At 55.8% G+C, this 15,475-nt stretch carries 9 protein-coding genes; 8 read left to right on the top strand and 1 reads right to left on the bottom strand.

Annotated elements, in window-relative coordinates:
• The first annotated feature begins 145 nt into the window (after positions 1-145).
• Positions 146-580 (top strand): hypothetical protein, encoded by a 435-nt coding sequence (locus WJU22_RS19580; RefSeq protein WP_341839857.1) that lies wholly within the window; start codon positions 146-148, stop codon positions 578-580.
• Between the two features lie 35 nt (positions 581-615).
• Here WJU22_RS19580 and WJU22_RS19575 read toward each other — a convergent pair whose 3' ends face one another.
• On the bottom strand, positions 616-3,069 hold the full coding sequence (locus WJU22_RS19575) for a hypothetical protein (RefSeq protein WP_341839856.1): 2,454 nt from the start codon (positions 3,067-3,069) through the stop codon (positions 616-618).
• Between the two features lie 380 nt (positions 3,070-3,449).
• Here WJU22_RS19575 and WJU22_RS19570 point away from each other — a divergent pair, with 380 nt between their 5' ends.
• From WJU22_RS19570 to WJU22_RS19540, 7 genes are all read left to right on the top strand, one after another.
• Entirely contained in the window at positions 3,450-5,636 is a 2,187-nt protein-coding gene (locus WJU22_RS19570) for a GH92 family glycosyl hydrolase (protein ID WP_341839855.1), read from the top strand.
• 151 nt (positions 5,637-5,787) lie between these two features.
• A complete protein-coding gene (locus tag WJU22_RS19565) occupies positions 5,788-8,928 on the top strand; it encodes a TonB-dependent receptor (protein WP_341839854.1) in 3,141 nt (1,046 codons plus the stop codon).
• Positions 8,929-8,939: 11 nt separating this feature from the next.
• Positions 8,940-10,832, top strand: coding sequence for a RagB/SusD family nutrient uptake outer membrane protein (locus WJU22_RS19560; protein WP_341839853.1), 1,893 nt, complete (start codon positions 8,940-8,942; stop codon positions 10,830-10,832).
• A gap of 18 nt (positions 10,833-10,850) precedes the next feature.
• Positions 10,851-11,540 (top strand): DUF3823 domain-containing protein, encoded by a 690-nt coding sequence (locus WJU22_RS19555; protein ID WP_341839852.1) that lies wholly within the window; start codon positions 10,851-10,853, stop codon positions 11,538-11,540.
• A gap of 51 nt (positions 11,541-11,591) precedes the next feature.
• Positions 11,592-12,923 (top strand): glycoside hydrolase family 71/99-like protein, encoded by a 1,332-nt coding sequence (locus tag WJU22_RS19550; protein ID WP_341839851.1) that lies wholly within the window; start codon positions 11,592-11,594, stop codon positions 12,921-12,923.
• Positions 12,924-13,116: 193 nt separating this feature from the next.
• On the top strand, positions 13,117-13,890 hold the full coding sequence (locus WJU22_RS19545; protein ID WP_341839850.1) for a hypothetical protein: 774 nt from the start codon (positions 13,117-13,119) through the stop codon (positions 13,888-13,890).
• A gap of 123 nt (positions 13,891-14,013) precedes the next feature.
• Positions 14,014-15,195, top strand: a complete 1,182-nt coding sequence (locus tag WJU22_RS19540; RefSeq protein WP_341839849.1) for a DUF1343 domain-containing protein — start codon at positions 14,014-14,016, stop codon at positions 15,193-15,195.
• Positions 15,196-15,475 lie beyond the last annotated feature (280 nt).

Here is a 15,475-nt window from a genome sequence, read left to right as displayed (position 1 = left end):
GCTCGAAGTATTCAGTATCTGCCGCCATCTCCACATCCAAGCAGTGTTCACGGTGCTTGTTTTAAACTCAGTCACAAGGCACCTGTTCGTTGTCCTTCGCTGGGAGGAGTGAAGCGTTTTAATAATCGTTTTAATGAATTATACAATGCAGAAACTTCTTTTATTCCTGTGCCTTCAGTCAATCTTAATGATTATCCCGGCAACGATGTCCGCTTGCGATTGCCTCATGGTACACCCGGTTACCAGCCATGTAAAAACCAGTGAATATATCCTGGTGGTGAAAACGATGGATTATGAACGCGAGGAGTTTCAGCCCGCATCCGGGGTTCGCGCGACCGTAGCAGTCCTGGAAGTTTTGAAAGGTAACGTTTCGGTCGGGCAGGAGATGCGTTTCGACGCCGACAATCCATCCAATTGCTCATTCCGCTTCGAAAAGGATAAAGTTTACCTGGTATTCGCCTTCAAAAAGAAAGATCATTTCGAAGTATTTCATTGTTCCTTTTCCGGCGACAGGCAGCTCGTTGAAAAGCAATACCGCCAATTGAAAAAGTATATCAGAAGAAAAGGAACATCTGCCTGACAGGGAACATAAATAAGAACGTAGTTACCTCTTCATCAATGCTGCAACAAATCCACGAACGCCGTTCCAAATTCTTGCCCGTAACTTTCCCGGTACTCCTTGGCGAACTTCTCGTACGCATCCCGCGCGAGGCTATGACGCCCCAGCTGGTTGAGTATCCGGCATTTGTAGGTTAACGCTTCTTCGTTCAGATTGTCGAACAGGAAAATGGCATTGGCCGCACGGAGAATAAAATCCGCCTCGGTTTGCCGATCGGCCGTGGACATATATCGCAATAACAGTCCTGTCACCGCGTCGGCCACCTGGAATTTTACATCGTCGAGCCACTCGTAATGCGTCGTCCGCAGGAAAGCGCCCCGCTGCACGATCTCCAGCACCGCGGTCACCGTGGCTTTATCAGGCCTCTCACTGCCAGGGCGCTGCGTCAGTTTCGTGAAAGCTTCATAATCGATCCAGGCGGAACCCTCCAGCACATCGAGCTTCCAGCGGCCAGGCTCCTTCCCGATATGGAACCCGCCGATCTTCTCCAACACCCCTTTCAATTTCACCATATTCACCGAAAAATTGTTCTTCGCGTCTTTCGGCGCCTTATCACTCCACAACGCCTCATACAACGAATCCGACGAAATCCCTTTACCATCTTTCATCGAATGCACCATCAGCAACAGGAACAATTCCTTCAACAAGGGCGTAAACTGCTTCGTAATATCATTCCCTTCCCGGTCAAACGCTTCGAACTGCCCAAACAGGAAAATGGCCGATCGTTCCGGCATCCCCGGCGCCGGCTCCGAAGTTTCCAAAGCCTGGGGAACTTGCTGCGGCACCCCGCCCGAAGGTTTCCTTTTCCGCTTCCGGAACAGCAACCATACCGCCATACCCACCGGCACGAGCAACACCCAATACCATCCCGTCGACGACCGTACCGGCACCACCGGCTGCAACGCGTTCGGCGGAAAATCCAGCGACCAGGCGCGCACGCCCGACATACTGTCTTTCCCGTTCCAGATCGTTACCGCGATCAATTGGCGGCTCCGTGGACTGTAATACAAATCCGCAAACGATCCGATGTCGTAAAACTGGTATGGCAAAGAATCCCCCATGAGTTGGAACTCTGGCTTCGACAAAGAGCCCCGCACCAGCTGGAGGCTCGACTGGAACCGGTCTGTCGGGTAAATCAACCCATAATATTCCCGGCTCGCCGAATCGATAACAAGGCTGTTCGCAAAACAAAAATGATGCTCCGGCTGCGGAAGGGTATACAGCTGCGTGAAAACCCCGGTCCGCACGCTATACGCCAGCATATCGTACGTAAAACGCGGATTCACGGCCTGGTCGCCCGTATTGCTGCCGTACCCGCCGATGATGAAAGCCGTGTCGCCCGCCGCATTGAGCCCCAGCCCCGCGAGGTACCGGGGAGAAAACGCGTCGCCATGCGAAGGAATGGAATCCCAGCGGTCTTCGTTGAAGCGGTACCGTTGTACACCGTTCTTGTAATGCAACTGGCCATACCCGCCGATGATGTATAAATTACTGTCGACCGGCGAATAGAACTTGTTGGCCTGCCACCATTCCGTAAGCAAGGTCGCGTAAAAGGTGTTCGACCAACGGTCGGCCCCCGGCGTCAGCGTCGCCACTTTCTTTTCGTCGATATAAAAGTTAATGAGGCGGTGGCGGTGGGGATCGTAGACAGACTGGTTGCCGGCTGGCAGGATGCGGTTGCCCCTCGCCGCGGCGTCTGCCCGCAGCGCGCCGTTCCGGAAAGAGTAGGTGAACAGGGTATCGTCCGTCACAACGTACAACTGATCGTCGCGCTCGTTATAAGCAACGCTCGGTGTACCGGTGGTTTCGAGGGTGAGGCGGTTTTCCCATTGCTGGTGCCTCGGCTTGATCCAGACGGGATTGGCGGCGCGGGCGGAAGGGCCGCTTTCCGCGTCGCGGGCTTCCTGGCCGGAGGATTCGTTCAGGGGATAGAAGCGCTTGACGGCGCCGTTTTCGAGGAGGCGGACGTCGCGCAGGCGCATGGGCGGTACGTCGAGCGTCTGGAAACCTTCGTGTTTGATGGCGCCGAAGAAGATGCGGCAGCAGGAACCCTTCGCAAAAGGCAGCTTTCCACTGCCGGCCAGCTTGTCGTTACAATAAAACGAAGCGGTATTCTTCCCCGCATCCAGCACCACGCGCAGCCGGAGCCACTGGCCGGTAAGCAGGGAACTGTCGAGCGGAGCGCTGCCGGTAATCGTTTCCCCGATGACGAAATGAATGGTCATCGTCCGCTGGTTGTACACCAGGTCAATGTTTTGCCGCTCTTCCGTCAACATGCGAAGAATATACCCGAAATAAGTTTCGAGATGGGGACGGAAAGCCAGCTGGAAGGAAATTTCCGTCTGCCCGCCTTTCAGGCAGTAGGGCGTACCGGGAGTAAGGTCGAGCGCCGTGCGATGCTCGGGCACCACTTCGTGACTGGAAAACTCCAGTCCGTGCGATTGGCTCATCGCAACAAACCCCTGGCACAAACAGGCAACGATACAATATATATACTTCCTCATGGGAGGCGCGCAATCTTGGTTGAATATTTACGTGGATGTCTTTTTTACACTTCTTCGCTACACAAATCCGTTCCGTTCTAAAGGAACAAAAAAATGAGGAATAAACGCAAAACGAAACGCGGGATTTCGGGGGGATCAGGTTTGCGTTGGCCGGCAAAGCGGGGAAAACTTGTCGGTTTGATGAAATTAATATATTCGTTAACGTAATAAAATCAATTTGTTGTAAAATATTTGAAAATTAATTTCCCGGTTAGTGGATCCGTTAATGACTTTATTAGTGGGTTGCGGGTTACTTGCATCAACAATCAACAATTCCACGAACGGATATGAAAAAAATGATGCAAATCCTCCTGGCGGGCCATCTCGTTTTTACCGCTTGCCATGCCCAGGTGACCAACGAGCCGGGGTATCTGAAAAGCATTGACCCAACCATCGGGGCGGTAGGTGCTTTACTGGAGCCGACGCGCCCCACGGTGCAACTGCCCAACCAGATGGTCCGGTTTACGCCGCAAAGGAAAGATTTCCTGGACGATCAGATCTCCAGCTTCCCCATGAACGTTGTTTCCCACCGCCTCGGACAGGTTTTTGCCCTGAAGCCTTCCGTGAAACCGGTTGGCAAGGAAAGTTGGCGCCAGCGGCAGACCTGGGACCATGAGCTGGAAGTGAACCGTCCGTGGTATTATTCGACCTACCTGATCGACGATGAGATAAAAGTAGAATTTACGGCGGGTAAGAAGACGGGGATTTTCCGGTTTACGTTCCCGGAAGGGAAACCGAAAGCGGTTTTGTTCGATGCCTATAACCCGGGCCCCTCGCAGCTGGAGTTCCTCCCCGGCAACCGCATCCGCGGCATGGAAACCTGGCAGGGCGACGTAAAGGTCTATATGTACGGCGCCTTCAGCGAAACACCCACACCTGCGATGCAGGAAGGCCCCCGCGCCGCGGCGGTCTTTTCATCCGCTGCGCGCACCCTGGAACTGAAATATGCCATCAGCTACGTAAGCCCCGAACAGGCGAAACGGAACTTCGAACAGGAAGTGGAAAAATCCAGCTTCGCGCAGTTTACCGCCGCCGGACAAAAAGCCTGGGACCGCGCCATCGGCCAGATTACCGTGCAGGGCGGCACCCCGGCGCAACAACGTTCCTTCTACACCGCGCTGTACCGCTGCTACGAACGGATGACCGACGTCACGGAAAACGGTCAGTATTACAGCGGTTACAGTAAACGCGTGGAGAAAACGGACCGGCCGTTTTATGTGGACGATTGGTCGTGGGACACTTATCTCGCCCATCATCCCCTCCGCATGATCCTCGACCCCAAAGGCGAAGAAGACATGCTGCAATCCTACGTGAAAATGTACGAGCAAAGTGGCTGGATGCCTACGTTTCCCGTGCTTTTCGGCGACCATGCCTGCATGAACGGCTTCCATTCCACCATCGTGTTCCTCGACGCCTGGCGCAAAGGCCTCCGCCATTATGATATGGAAACCGCCTATGCCGGCATGCGCAAAAATGCCGTGAGCGCCACCATGCTGCCCTGGCGGAACGAAGACAAAACCCCGCTCGACGATTTCTACCACGAAAAAGGATATTTCCCCGCATTGGCGCCGGGCGAAAAGGAGCCGGTAGAGAAAGTGCATTCCTTCGAAAAACGGCAGGCCGTGGCGGTGACGCTGGGGAATGCGTACGACGACTGGGCGCTGGCGCAGCTCGCCGCCGACCTCGGGAAAAATTCCGATACGGCGATTTTTGCGCCGCGCGGACGGAATTACCGCAACCTCTGGCACCCGGAAAAGAAATTGTTCCTGCCGAAAGACGATAAGGGCAACTGGATCTCCATCGACGCGAAGTTCGACGGCGGCATGGGCGGCCGCGAATATTACGACGAAAACAACGGCTGGACCTACGCCTGGCAGGTGCAGCAGAACATCCCCGACCTCATCGCCCTCAACGGCGGCAAAGCGGCTTTCGAAGCGCGGCTCGATCAGCTGTTCCGCGAAAGCCTCGACCGCTCGAAGTACGAATTCTGGAGCAAATTCCCTGATGCAACGGGGCTCGTGGGGCAATTTTCCATGGGCAACGAGCCGAGTTTTCATATTCCATTCCTCTACAATTTCACCGCATCGCCCTGGAAAACGCAAAAGCGCACCCGCTTTCTGCTGGACACCTGGTTCAAAGACAACATCTTCGGCATCCCGGGCGATGAAGACGGCGGAGGCATGTCTGCCTTCGTCGTCTTTGCCAGCATGGGCTTTTACCCGCTCACACCGGGCATCCCGGAATACACCATCACGAGCCCCGTTTTCAGCAGCGTTTCCATCCGGCTGCAAAACGGAAAAACGTTCAGGGTTTCCGCACCGAAAAGTTCCATCGTCAATAAATATATCCAAAGCGCACGCTTCAACGGCAAGCCGCTGTCCAAACTCTCGTTCTCCCACGCCGACCTTGTGAACGGCGGGCACCTGGAACTGGAGATGGGGCCGCTGCCCAACAAAAAGCTCGGCGCAGAATAAAAGGTTTCCGACATATTATTAACCAAGATCAACGTTCCCCTTATGCACTATGCGACCACGTTCCCGCCCTAGTGGCGCCAGCCGCCACGCGGCTATTCCAGGAGTGAACTCATCATCCTTTCCAAATGAACAGCATGAAAACATTTACGTTATGAAGAAAATCCATGTACTACTGATGCTGCTATCCCTTCTGCCCCTCAGCCTGATCGCCCAGCAACGATCGGTTAGCGGGAAGGTGAAGGAAAGCAAAGACGGTCCCCCCTTGCCCGGTGTGAGCGTATATACGACAGACGCCGCCGGGAAAAGGACCGGCGTCACTACAGACGCGCGGGGCCAATACCTCATCCAGCTCCCTGACGGAGCCTCCCAGCTGCATTTCGCGTTCCTCGGCATGGTTTCCGTTTCCGAAACGATCGGCAACCGCTCCGTGATCGACGTAGCCCTTACCTCCACCGAAGAACAGCTCGCCGGCGTGGTGGTCGTAGGATACGGTACGAAGCGAAAAGAAGTCGTAACCGGCGCGGTGAGCAACATCTCCGGCAAGGAAATCCAGACCACGACCAACATCAGTCTTGCCCAGAAACTCCAGGGCAAGGTAGCCGGCCTCCAGATCCGCCAGCTCGGCGGCGAGCCCGGCACTTTCAATAACATGATCAACATCCGCGGTTTCGGTACGCCGCTCTTCGTGATCGACGGCATCGCGCGGGACGGGGCCAACGAATTCCAGCGCCTCAACCCGGACGACATCGAAAGCGTGAGCTTCCTCAAAGACGCGTCTGCCGCCATTTACGGGCTCCGCGCCGCCAACGGCGTAGTGATCGTGACGACCAAGAAAGGCGCTTCCGGCAAAGCGAACTTCAACTACGCCGGTGTGGTCGGCATCATGAAACCGACAGACGTGCCCCGCATGGCGAATGCCGGCGAATGGCTCACGATGCGCAACGAAGCAGACCTCTTCAGCCTGGGAACACCGTACCTCACCAAAGACGAACTGCAGAAATGGGTGAACCAGGAACCCGGCTACGAAAGCACCGACTGGTACGCCGCGGCCATGAAAAACACCGCCATGCAGCAACAGCATAACCTGTCGGCCTCCGGCGGAAACGAAAAAACGCAGTATTTCTTCAGCTTCGGCTACGCCGACGAAAACTCCCTGCTCCGCAGCAACGATATGTGGTACAAGCGTTTCAACCTGCGCTCCAACATCACCACCATGCTGCATCCCAACCTGAAGGCCGAGCTCCTCATCGCAGGGCGGTACGATAACCGGACGGTACCCGGCGAGAACTTCTTCAACATCTTCAAAGGCACCCGCGTTTCCCTGCCCACAGACCGCGTGTACGCCAACAATAACCCGGAATACCCGAGCGTGGTGGCGCCCAGCAACCAAAACCCCGTGATCCTGAGCCAGCGCGGCATCACCGGCTATAACGAAAGCGTGACCCGCAACGTACAGGCCACCGGCTCGCTTACTTATACGGTACCTTTCGTGGAAGGGCTCAGCATCCGCGGCGTAGCGGGGTACGACCTTACGAGCTATTCCAATAAAGACCTCAGCAAAGCGTACGACCTCTATAAATATGTGAATGGCCAATACCTGAAAGAGCGCCAGCGCGACGGTAACGGCTCCATTTCCAATAACTATGGCAACGGCAACCGCGTTACGCTCCAGGGGCAGATCAATTACGCCCGGACTTTCGCCGCCAACCACAACGTAGCCGCAACCATGGTGGTGGAACAGCAGCAGAACTGGGGACGGGACGCTTATCTGCGCCGGTACTACGATTTCTTCACCAACGACCAGATAGACCGGGCGAGCCGTGCGCGGCAGGAGAATTCGGGGATGGAGAACGAGTTCGCCAACCTCTCGTACATCGGCCGTTTTTCGTATGATTTCAAACGGAAATACATCGTGGAATTCGCGTTCCGCGAAGACGGTTCCTACCGCTATCATCCAGACCGCAGATGGGGATTCTTCCCGGTGGTGACGGGCGGATGGCGCTTGTCTGAAGAACCCTTCATCCAGAAAGCCCTTCCCGTGGTATCGAACCTGAAGCTGGACGCTTCGTACGGGTCGGTAGGGGAAGACGCGGGCGCACCGTTCCAGTACATCGCCGGCTTCTCGACCGAGGGCGGCGGCACCTATGAGTTCGCAAACGGAACATTGACCAGTGGCGCCTCTTCGCCCGGGATCACCAATGAGAAACTGACCTGGTTCACCTCGAAGATCATCAACATCGGCATCGATCTCGGTCTGTTCCAGAATAAATTCACCCTCGAGTTCGATGTATACCGTCGCAACCGTTCGGGATTGCTGGCGCGGAGGAATATTTCCCTGCCCAATACCTTCGGCGGATCGCTCCCCGAAGAAAACCTCAACAGCGACCGCGTGCAGGGCTTCGATTTCACCATTGGGCACAACAACCGCATCGGCGAATTCCAGTACAACATCTCCGCCAACTTCAACTATTCCCGCATCATGAATCTCTACCAGGAAGGCGACCTTCCGCGCAACAGCTTCGAACGCTGGCGCAACGGGCGTACCAACCGGTATAACGACATTGTTTGGGGATACACCTATCTCGGCCAGTTCCAGACGCAGGACGAGATCAATAAATACCCCATCCAGGGCGGCGACCAGGCCAACACGCGCGAACTGCCGGGAGATTTCAAGTACCAGGACGTGAACAACGACGGGGTGATCAACGACGCAGACCTGTTGCCGCTGTTCCTCGGTCAGAACGGTACCAACGACAACCAGAACCCCAGCGGCAAGAACCCCAAGATCAACTATGGTTTCTCGCTCGGCGCCAGCTACAAAGGCTTCGACCTTAACATGCTCTTCCAGGGCGCGGCCATGTACACCGTCCGGTTCAGCGAAGTGTACGCCGAAGTGCTCGCTTTCCGCGGCAACACGCCCGCCTATTTCTTCGACCGCTGGCATAAAGCCGATGCCTACGATCCCAACAGCCAGTGGATCGCCGGTAAATGGCCCGCCACCCGGTTCAATTACAACGTAGGCATGATGTACGCCGAAAGCTCCGTATGGCGCCGCAACGCATCGTACCTCCGCCTCAAGAGCCTCGAGCTGGGATACACCGTTCCCAACAGGCTTTACCGCAAAGCCGGCCTGGAACGCATCCGCGTGTACGCCAGCGGCTTCAACCTGTTCACCTTCGCCGATTCGTTCGTGAAACCTTTCGACCCCGAAAGGCTCGAAGGCCTCTTCAACGCCGGGTTCAACTATCCGCTCATGCGGACCTACAACTTCGGTATCAACGCTAACTTCTAAAACGGGACGATATGCAGAATTACCGTAAACTACTGACATGCCTGCTGGCCGTGACGCTCTTCAGCTGCAAGTCTGTGCTGGATCTCGAGCCTACAGACAAGATCCTGGCCAAAGACCTCTTCGGCGATCCCGAAGGCGTGAAGCTTTACATGGCCAACTTATATTACCAGCTGCCGATCGAAGATTTCGCGTTTTTCCGCGGAGGCTTCAATCAGAACGGCGGCGATCCCAATAACGGCGGCTTCGCGCCGGCCATGGTCACCGATGAAGCCGTGCATTCCGAATTCGGCGATTTCGTGGGCGACGGGGATTTTCAGTGGTGGGACCAGGGCTACAAGCTCATCCGCGACGTGAACCTCCTGGCAGACGCCATTCCCACGCTGGACGTGATCGAAGCCGATAAGAAAAAACTCATCGGCGAGAGCGCCTTCATCAAGGCATATGCTTACTTCGCCCTGGCGAAACGCTACGGCGGCGTTCCCCTCATCAAGCAGACCCAGCAATACACCGGCGATGTGGAAAGCCTGAAAGTGCCGCGCAGCACGGAAAAAGCAACCTGGGACTATGTAATGGAACTGTGCGACCAGGCCATCGCCAACCTGGAACCGGGCGACGGGAAAAGTCGCCGTGCTACGAAGTACACCGCCGCCGCACTGAAATCGCGCGCTGCCCTGCATGCCGCGTCTGTCGCCAAATTCTGGGGCCGTGCGCCCATGTCGGGTGCCGCCGTGACGGATAAACTGGTGGGGATGACGGCCGGCGACGCAGCGGCGTATTACACCGCCTGTATCCAGGCTAGTGAACTAATCATCCAGTCGGGCCAATTCGCGCTGTACGGGGCGAATCCGGCTTCGCCGGAAGAGGCGGCGGAAAATTACCGCATGCTCTTTGCCAATCCCAACGGTGGCGATAAGGAAACGATCCTCATTAAAGGGTTCACATTGCCGGGGCAGTTCACCGGTCATAACTACGACATCTGGTACCAGCCCGCACAATCCGCCAACGGCTGGCCGCACCCCGGGCGGATGAACCCTACGCTCGACCTCATCGACCTGTACGAACGATATGACCGTCCGGGACAGTCATCCCCGGTTGTTACCACCACCGAAGGCGACGTCACCGATTACGGCGGGTTCAACGCCGGCCTGCACTATCTCCAGTTCGATTCCCCCAACGATATCTTCAAGGGGAAAGACGCGCGCCTCTGGGGCACGGCCATCCTGCCCGGAACGGCGTGGAAAGGTACTCCCATCGTTATCCAGGCGGGTTACGTGCAGCCCAACGGGCAGGCCGTGATCCGCACCAAGGCGGAGATCACCGTCAACGGGCACACGTATTACACATATGGCGCGGCCAATACCTCGCAGTATTCCGGTTTCGATTCGTATGGCGGGAATAACACGCGGACGGGCTTTTCCTTCAAGAAGTTCATGAACCATACCGCGCCCGTGGTAGCAGGCTGGAACCAGAGCACCTCCGATTTCATCGAGTTCCGGTATGCCGAAGTGCTGCTCAACTACGCCGAAGCCGTGGTGGAAAGCGGGACGGGCAACGCCGCGGAAGCCGCAAAGGCGCTGAACGATATCCGCCGCCGCGCAGGCCATACCACTGCCATCGCGCTCACTTCCGCGAATGTGCAGCGGGAAAGGAGAGTGGAGCTGGCGTTCGAGAACAAACGTTTCTGGGACCTCATCCGCCGCCGCGAATACCATACCGAATTCAACAACCGTGTCGTGCATTCGCTGTTGCCTTTGCAGGACCTGCGCGCGCTGCCCGCCACCAAGTACATCTTCGTGCGCGTGGTGGTGCCGAACTATACGCCCAAAACCTTCTCCGAACGCTCGTATTACCGGTCTATTCCCGGTATCGCGTCTAACGGACTGGTACAAAACCCGCAGTATTGATCCGAAAAAACTACGAACATGAAAAGAACCGCTTTTATATTAGGCTTGCTGCTCGTCGGGCTCACCGCGTGCGAGAAAGACAACTACGATGCGCCCACCGCCGGCCTGTACGGCAGTATTTATGACGCCGGTACCAAACAACTGCTGGAGCAGGATGTTATCCGCGGATCGGTAGTGGAACTGAAGGAACATGGATGGGACAACGTGCAGCCGCAATGGCTCATCTTCAAGGCAGACGGCAATTATGAAAACTCGTTGCTGTTCGAAGCGGACTATTCCGTGGCGCCCGTGCGCGGCAACTTCATTCCCGTGGAGCCGCAAGACATCCGCATCGCCGGGCGCACGAAAATGGATTTCAACGTGACGCCGTACATCCGGATCGTGAACCCTTCCGTCACCAAAAACGGCAACATCGTAACGGCCACCTTCAAGCTGCAACAGCAGGTGACCAATAACGTCCGCAAGATCGGGCTGTATGCCCACAGCGATTTCAGGGTGGGAGAGACGCTCCGGCTCACCGCCGCCGAGCAGGACATCAACGCCGTGACGGACCCGAACACCACGTACACCCTCACGATCGACCTGCAAAGCCCGAACGTGCGCGACATCCTCAAGCCCGGCAAAACCTATTACTTCCGCATCGGTGCGCTCATCGATGCCGTGGAATCCAAACCGAACTACGCGAAGGCCGTGCCCTTCGATCTGTAAACCCATGCCTGCGGCGGCATCCGCTTCCGCAGGCATTTATGCTTCCGATCTATGATAAAGACCATTTTCTTATCCGCGCTCGCGCTCGTGGCGCTGAGTTGCGCCAAAAGCGGCTCCAACAGTGGCGGCGAAGGCCCTCCGCCACCGCAGCCTCCTGTGAAGGAGATCGTGTACGACGAATCCGGTTGCCTGTACACCGCTTACGACAACCTCGTCATGGCCGGCTACCAGGGCTGGTTCGCCGCGCAGGGCGACGGCTCCGACCGCGGCTGGTACCATCTCGGCATGGGCCACTGCGGCGGTTTCAAGCCCGGTTGCTCCGCGGTGGATTTCTACCCGGATATGACCGAGTACACGCAGAAATACAAGACCGATTTCAAGTACGCCGACGGGTCAGACGTGTATATGTACAGTCCGTACGACGAATCTACCGTAGACCTGCATTTCAAATGGATGAAGGATTACGGGATCGACGGCGTATTCATGCAGCGCTTCGTGGTGGAAGTGAAGGAATCCAATCCCAAAGGCAAAAGGCATTTCAACAAAGTCCTCGAAAACGCCCTGAAAGCTGCGAAAAAGCATGGCCGCGCCATCTGCGTGATGTACGACCTGAGCGGATGCGCGCCCGAAGACGTGGCGTATATCGAGAAAGACTGGAAAGAATTGCAGACCACTTTCAACCTGTTCGACAACAAAGCCCATCCCACCTACCTGCGGCACAACAAGAAACCGCTGGTAGTGCTCTGGGGCGTGGGTTTTAACGACAATCGCCGCTATACCACGGCAGATGTGGACCAGCTGGTGGGAAGGCTGAAGGGGCCGGAGAAACGCGTGTCCGTCATGCTGGGCGTGCCGTATTACTGGCGGAGCATGCGCAACGATACGGAAAACAATCCTGCCCTGCATGCGCTTATTAAGAAAACGGACATCGTGATGCCCTGGGCCGTGGGCCGCTACAGCAGCGGTAATTACACGCAGGTGGCGGGCGTGGAGCTGGCGGCCGACATCCAGTGGTGCAAAAACAACAACATTACCTATGTGCCGCTGGCGTTCCCCGGGTTCAGCTGGGGGAACCTGAAAAACGATCCGGCGCAGTATAATTCCATTCCGCGGCTGAAAGGGGATTTCCTCTGGCAGCAGGTGGCCGGCGCGAAGATTTCAGGCGCGCGGTCGCTGTACGTGGCCATGTTCGACGAGATAGATGAAGGCACGGCGATATACAAATGCGCCCGGGAAGGGGAGTTGCCGCAACATGGCGACCGCCGGTTCGTCGGCATCGACGCAGACCTGGCCAGCGATTATTACCTCTGGCTCACGGGCCAGGCGGCGCGCTGGTTCCATGGCGAAGGAAGTTTTGGCGCTATCAAACCGGTCCGCAACTGACCGGCACACCGCTTTCCTGGTGTTACACAAATACATGCCCCCGCGGCCAGTTCACTGGCTGGGGGGCTTTTACGTTTCAGGATGCGGAAAATGCGTTTCGGTGGATGGAAACGACGGTCTGAGCGCGGCATCGCTCCCGGATACAACGGCAGCGATACTTTTGCATATTGGTTACCCCTAACATTTTTCAGCTATGATCAAATTAACGATTGCCGTGCTCGCCACGGGCATCCTGGCGTTCGGCGCCAGCAACATCATCTCCCGCCTCGGTGTTACGGACGAAGATGCGCACAAGTCCATCGACCGCAACCTGCTTTCCGGAAAACTCGAGCTCATAGGCGCTTATAAAGGCAAACAGATCCCGCCCGAAGAACGTGCGCAGGCCGTCAGGGAAATGGGCGACTACATCAAAGCCTACGTTTCCACACCGGAATACAAAACGGCGTATGTGGAAGAATGGGAAAAAGACGCGCCGAAAGACGGCAACGCCAAACTGAAAGCGGCCATCCGCAAAGCCGAAAAAGATTACAAGGAACTGGAGAAAATCCACGAAACCGCCGAAGCGGAGTACAAGGAAAGCTACGGCGAAGCGCTGAAATCCATGAAAGAGCTCATTGCGGCGTTGAAAGACCCGAAGCACAAGATGCACAAGATATACGTTCAATCCATGGTTGGCGAACTGCCCGGTCCCCCGACGGCCGCGTTCAAAGCCCAGTTGGCGAAGTACGAGGAAACCTATCCCGGTACCGTGGAAGGGATGCTCAAGCTCCGCCTGAAAGCCTTTCTGGCACTTACATCCGATATCGATTTCAACGCGAAACTGGTGAAGAAAGGCAGTAAAATGGTTTTTGAAGATCCCGCACTGGAGAAAAGGAGCCGCGATTGGAAGCTATGCTTCCGCGCCGGGCCGGAAACGGTGAAAGCCGCCCGTTCCTACGCGGAACAATGGCTGAAGGAGCTCCCTTGACGGGGAGGCGAAGGAACGGATGTGTGGATAGGGGCGCCGCTGCGAAGGGCGCCCTTTCTTTTTTGATGGAATATAACGGCTGTAAGTGTTAAGTTTGTCTGAAAGGAAAGCGAAATCACGTTTATGAAGTATTTACTCGTATTGATCGCCGTGGCGGGATTGTCGGCCGCGAAGGCCCAGCAGCCCATCCGGACGGGGGCAGACCAGGTGGAAGTATACCTGCCGCTGCTGAAAGGGAAAAAAGTCGGCATGATGATCAACCCAACGTCCATCATCGGCGATCAGCCCATTGTAGACAGTTTGCTGAAGCGCGGCGTGAAGATCAAAACGATCTTCGGCCCGGAGCATGGTTTCCGGAACAACGCCAGCAACGGCGCGGTGGTGAAAGACGAGATAGACCCGCAGACAGGCATTCCCGTAATATCGCTGTACGGCAACCGCAGGAAGCCGTCGCCCGCGCAGATGGCCGCCATCGATGTGATGGTGTTCGATCTGCAGGACGTGGGCTGCCGGTTCTATACGCTCATCAATACCCTCCGCGAGATCATGGAAGCCTGTGCCGATGCGAAGAAGACGCTGATCATTCTCGACAGGCCCAATCCCAACGGGTTTGTAGACGGGCCGGTGCTGGATATGACGCTGGAGTCGGGGATCGGGCGATATCCTGTACCCATGACGCACGGTATGACCATCGGCGAGTTTGCACAGATGATCAACGGGCAGGGATGGATGCGCAACAAAAAGAAATGCAACCTGAAGATCATCCAGCTGAAAAATTACCGGCACGATATGGATTACGTGCTGCCCGTGGCGCCGTCGCCCAACCTGAACACACAGCAGTCGATCATACTGTACCCATCCTTATGCATGTTCGAAGGTACGATCCTCAGCCAGGGCCGCGGCACGGATATGCCGTTTACCGTGCTGGGCGCGCCGGCGCTGAAAGGGAAATACGATTTCAGTTTCAAGCCGGTAAGCATGCCTGGCAAAAGCGAGACGCCCCTCCACCAGAACGAAACCTGTTACGGCCTCGATCTGCGGACTTTCGATATTTCGCCCTGGCGCAAAAAGGGGCAGCTCAATATCGGCTGGATGATCGAGCTGTATAAAGCATATCCCGACAAATCGAAGTTCTTCGACCGGAGTTACAGCCGGCAGATCAACAGTATCGACGGACTGGTGGGCACGCGCGAATTCCGCAAACAGATAGAAGCCGGAATGTCGGAAGCGGAGATCCGCAAGAGCTGGGAGCCCGGTTTAAGCCAATACAAACAGATGCGAAAGAAATACCTGTTGTACCCCTGATCCTGCCATAACCGCCAACTTTTCATGAAGGCCCGGAAACGGGCCTTTTTTATATTTCGGAAATGAAACTTGGTGAAAAATTTTATAGAAGTTTGAAAGACTTTAATAAAAGTGAAGAAAATATAATATCGATCTGTTAAAAAAAGTTAGGAAAAGAAAGTTTTAAGAATATATTTGTAAGCAACGCAAAGAAACCAAATTCTGATCGTCATCTTTTGCAAAACACTATTTTAAACGGCATAACGGCGTGCAGGATTGAGAAACCGTAAATCGAGCATAT

It is taken from the genome of Chitinophaga caseinilytica (assembly GCF_038396765.1).
GTDB lineage: Bacteria > Bacteroidota > Bacteroidia > Chitinophagales > Chitinophagaceae > Chitinophaga > Chitinophaga caseinilytica.
Note: the sequence above shows the minus strand (reverse complement) of the source record. Positions and strands in the feature narration are given on the sequence as shown.

Excerpts from the sequence above, each read along its gene's own strand:
- WJU22_RS19580 (WP_341839857.1), top strand. The coding sequence starts at position 146 with ATGCAGAAACTTCTTTTATTCCTGTGCCTTCAGTCAATCTTAATGATT.
- WJU22_RS19575 (WP_341839856.1), bottom strand. The coding sequence starts at position 3,069 with ATGAGCCAATCGCACGGACTGGAGTTTTCCAGTCACGAAGTGGTGCCC.
- WJU22_RS19570 (WP_341839855.1), top strand. The coding sequence starts at position 3,450 with ATGAAAAAAATGATGCAAATCCTCCTGGCGGGCCATCTCGTTTTTACC.
- WJU22_RS19565 (WP_341839854.1), top strand. The coding sequence starts at position 5,788 with ATGAAGAAAATCCATGTACTACTGATGCTGCTATCCCTTCTGCCCCTC.
- WJU22_RS19560 (WP_341839853.1), top strand. The coding sequence starts at position 8,940 with ATGCAGAATTACCGTAAACTACTGACATGCCTGCTGGCCGTGACGCTC.
- WJU22_RS19555 (WP_341839852.1), top strand. The coding sequence starts at position 10,851 with ATGAAAAGAACCGCTTTTATATTAGGCTTGCTGCTCGTCGGGCTCACC.
- WJU22_RS19550 (WP_341839851.1), top strand. The coding sequence starts at position 11,592 with ATGATAAAGACCATTTTCTTATCCGCGCTCGCGCTCGTGGCGCTGAGT.
- WJU22_RS19545 (WP_341839850.1), top strand. The coding sequence starts at position 13,117 with ATGATCAAATTAACGATTGCCGTGCTCGCCACGGGCATCCTGGCGTTC.
- WJU22_RS19540 (WP_341839849.1), top strand. The coding sequence starts at position 14,014 with ATGAAGTATTTACTCGTATTGATCGCCGTGGCGGGATTGTCGGCCGCG.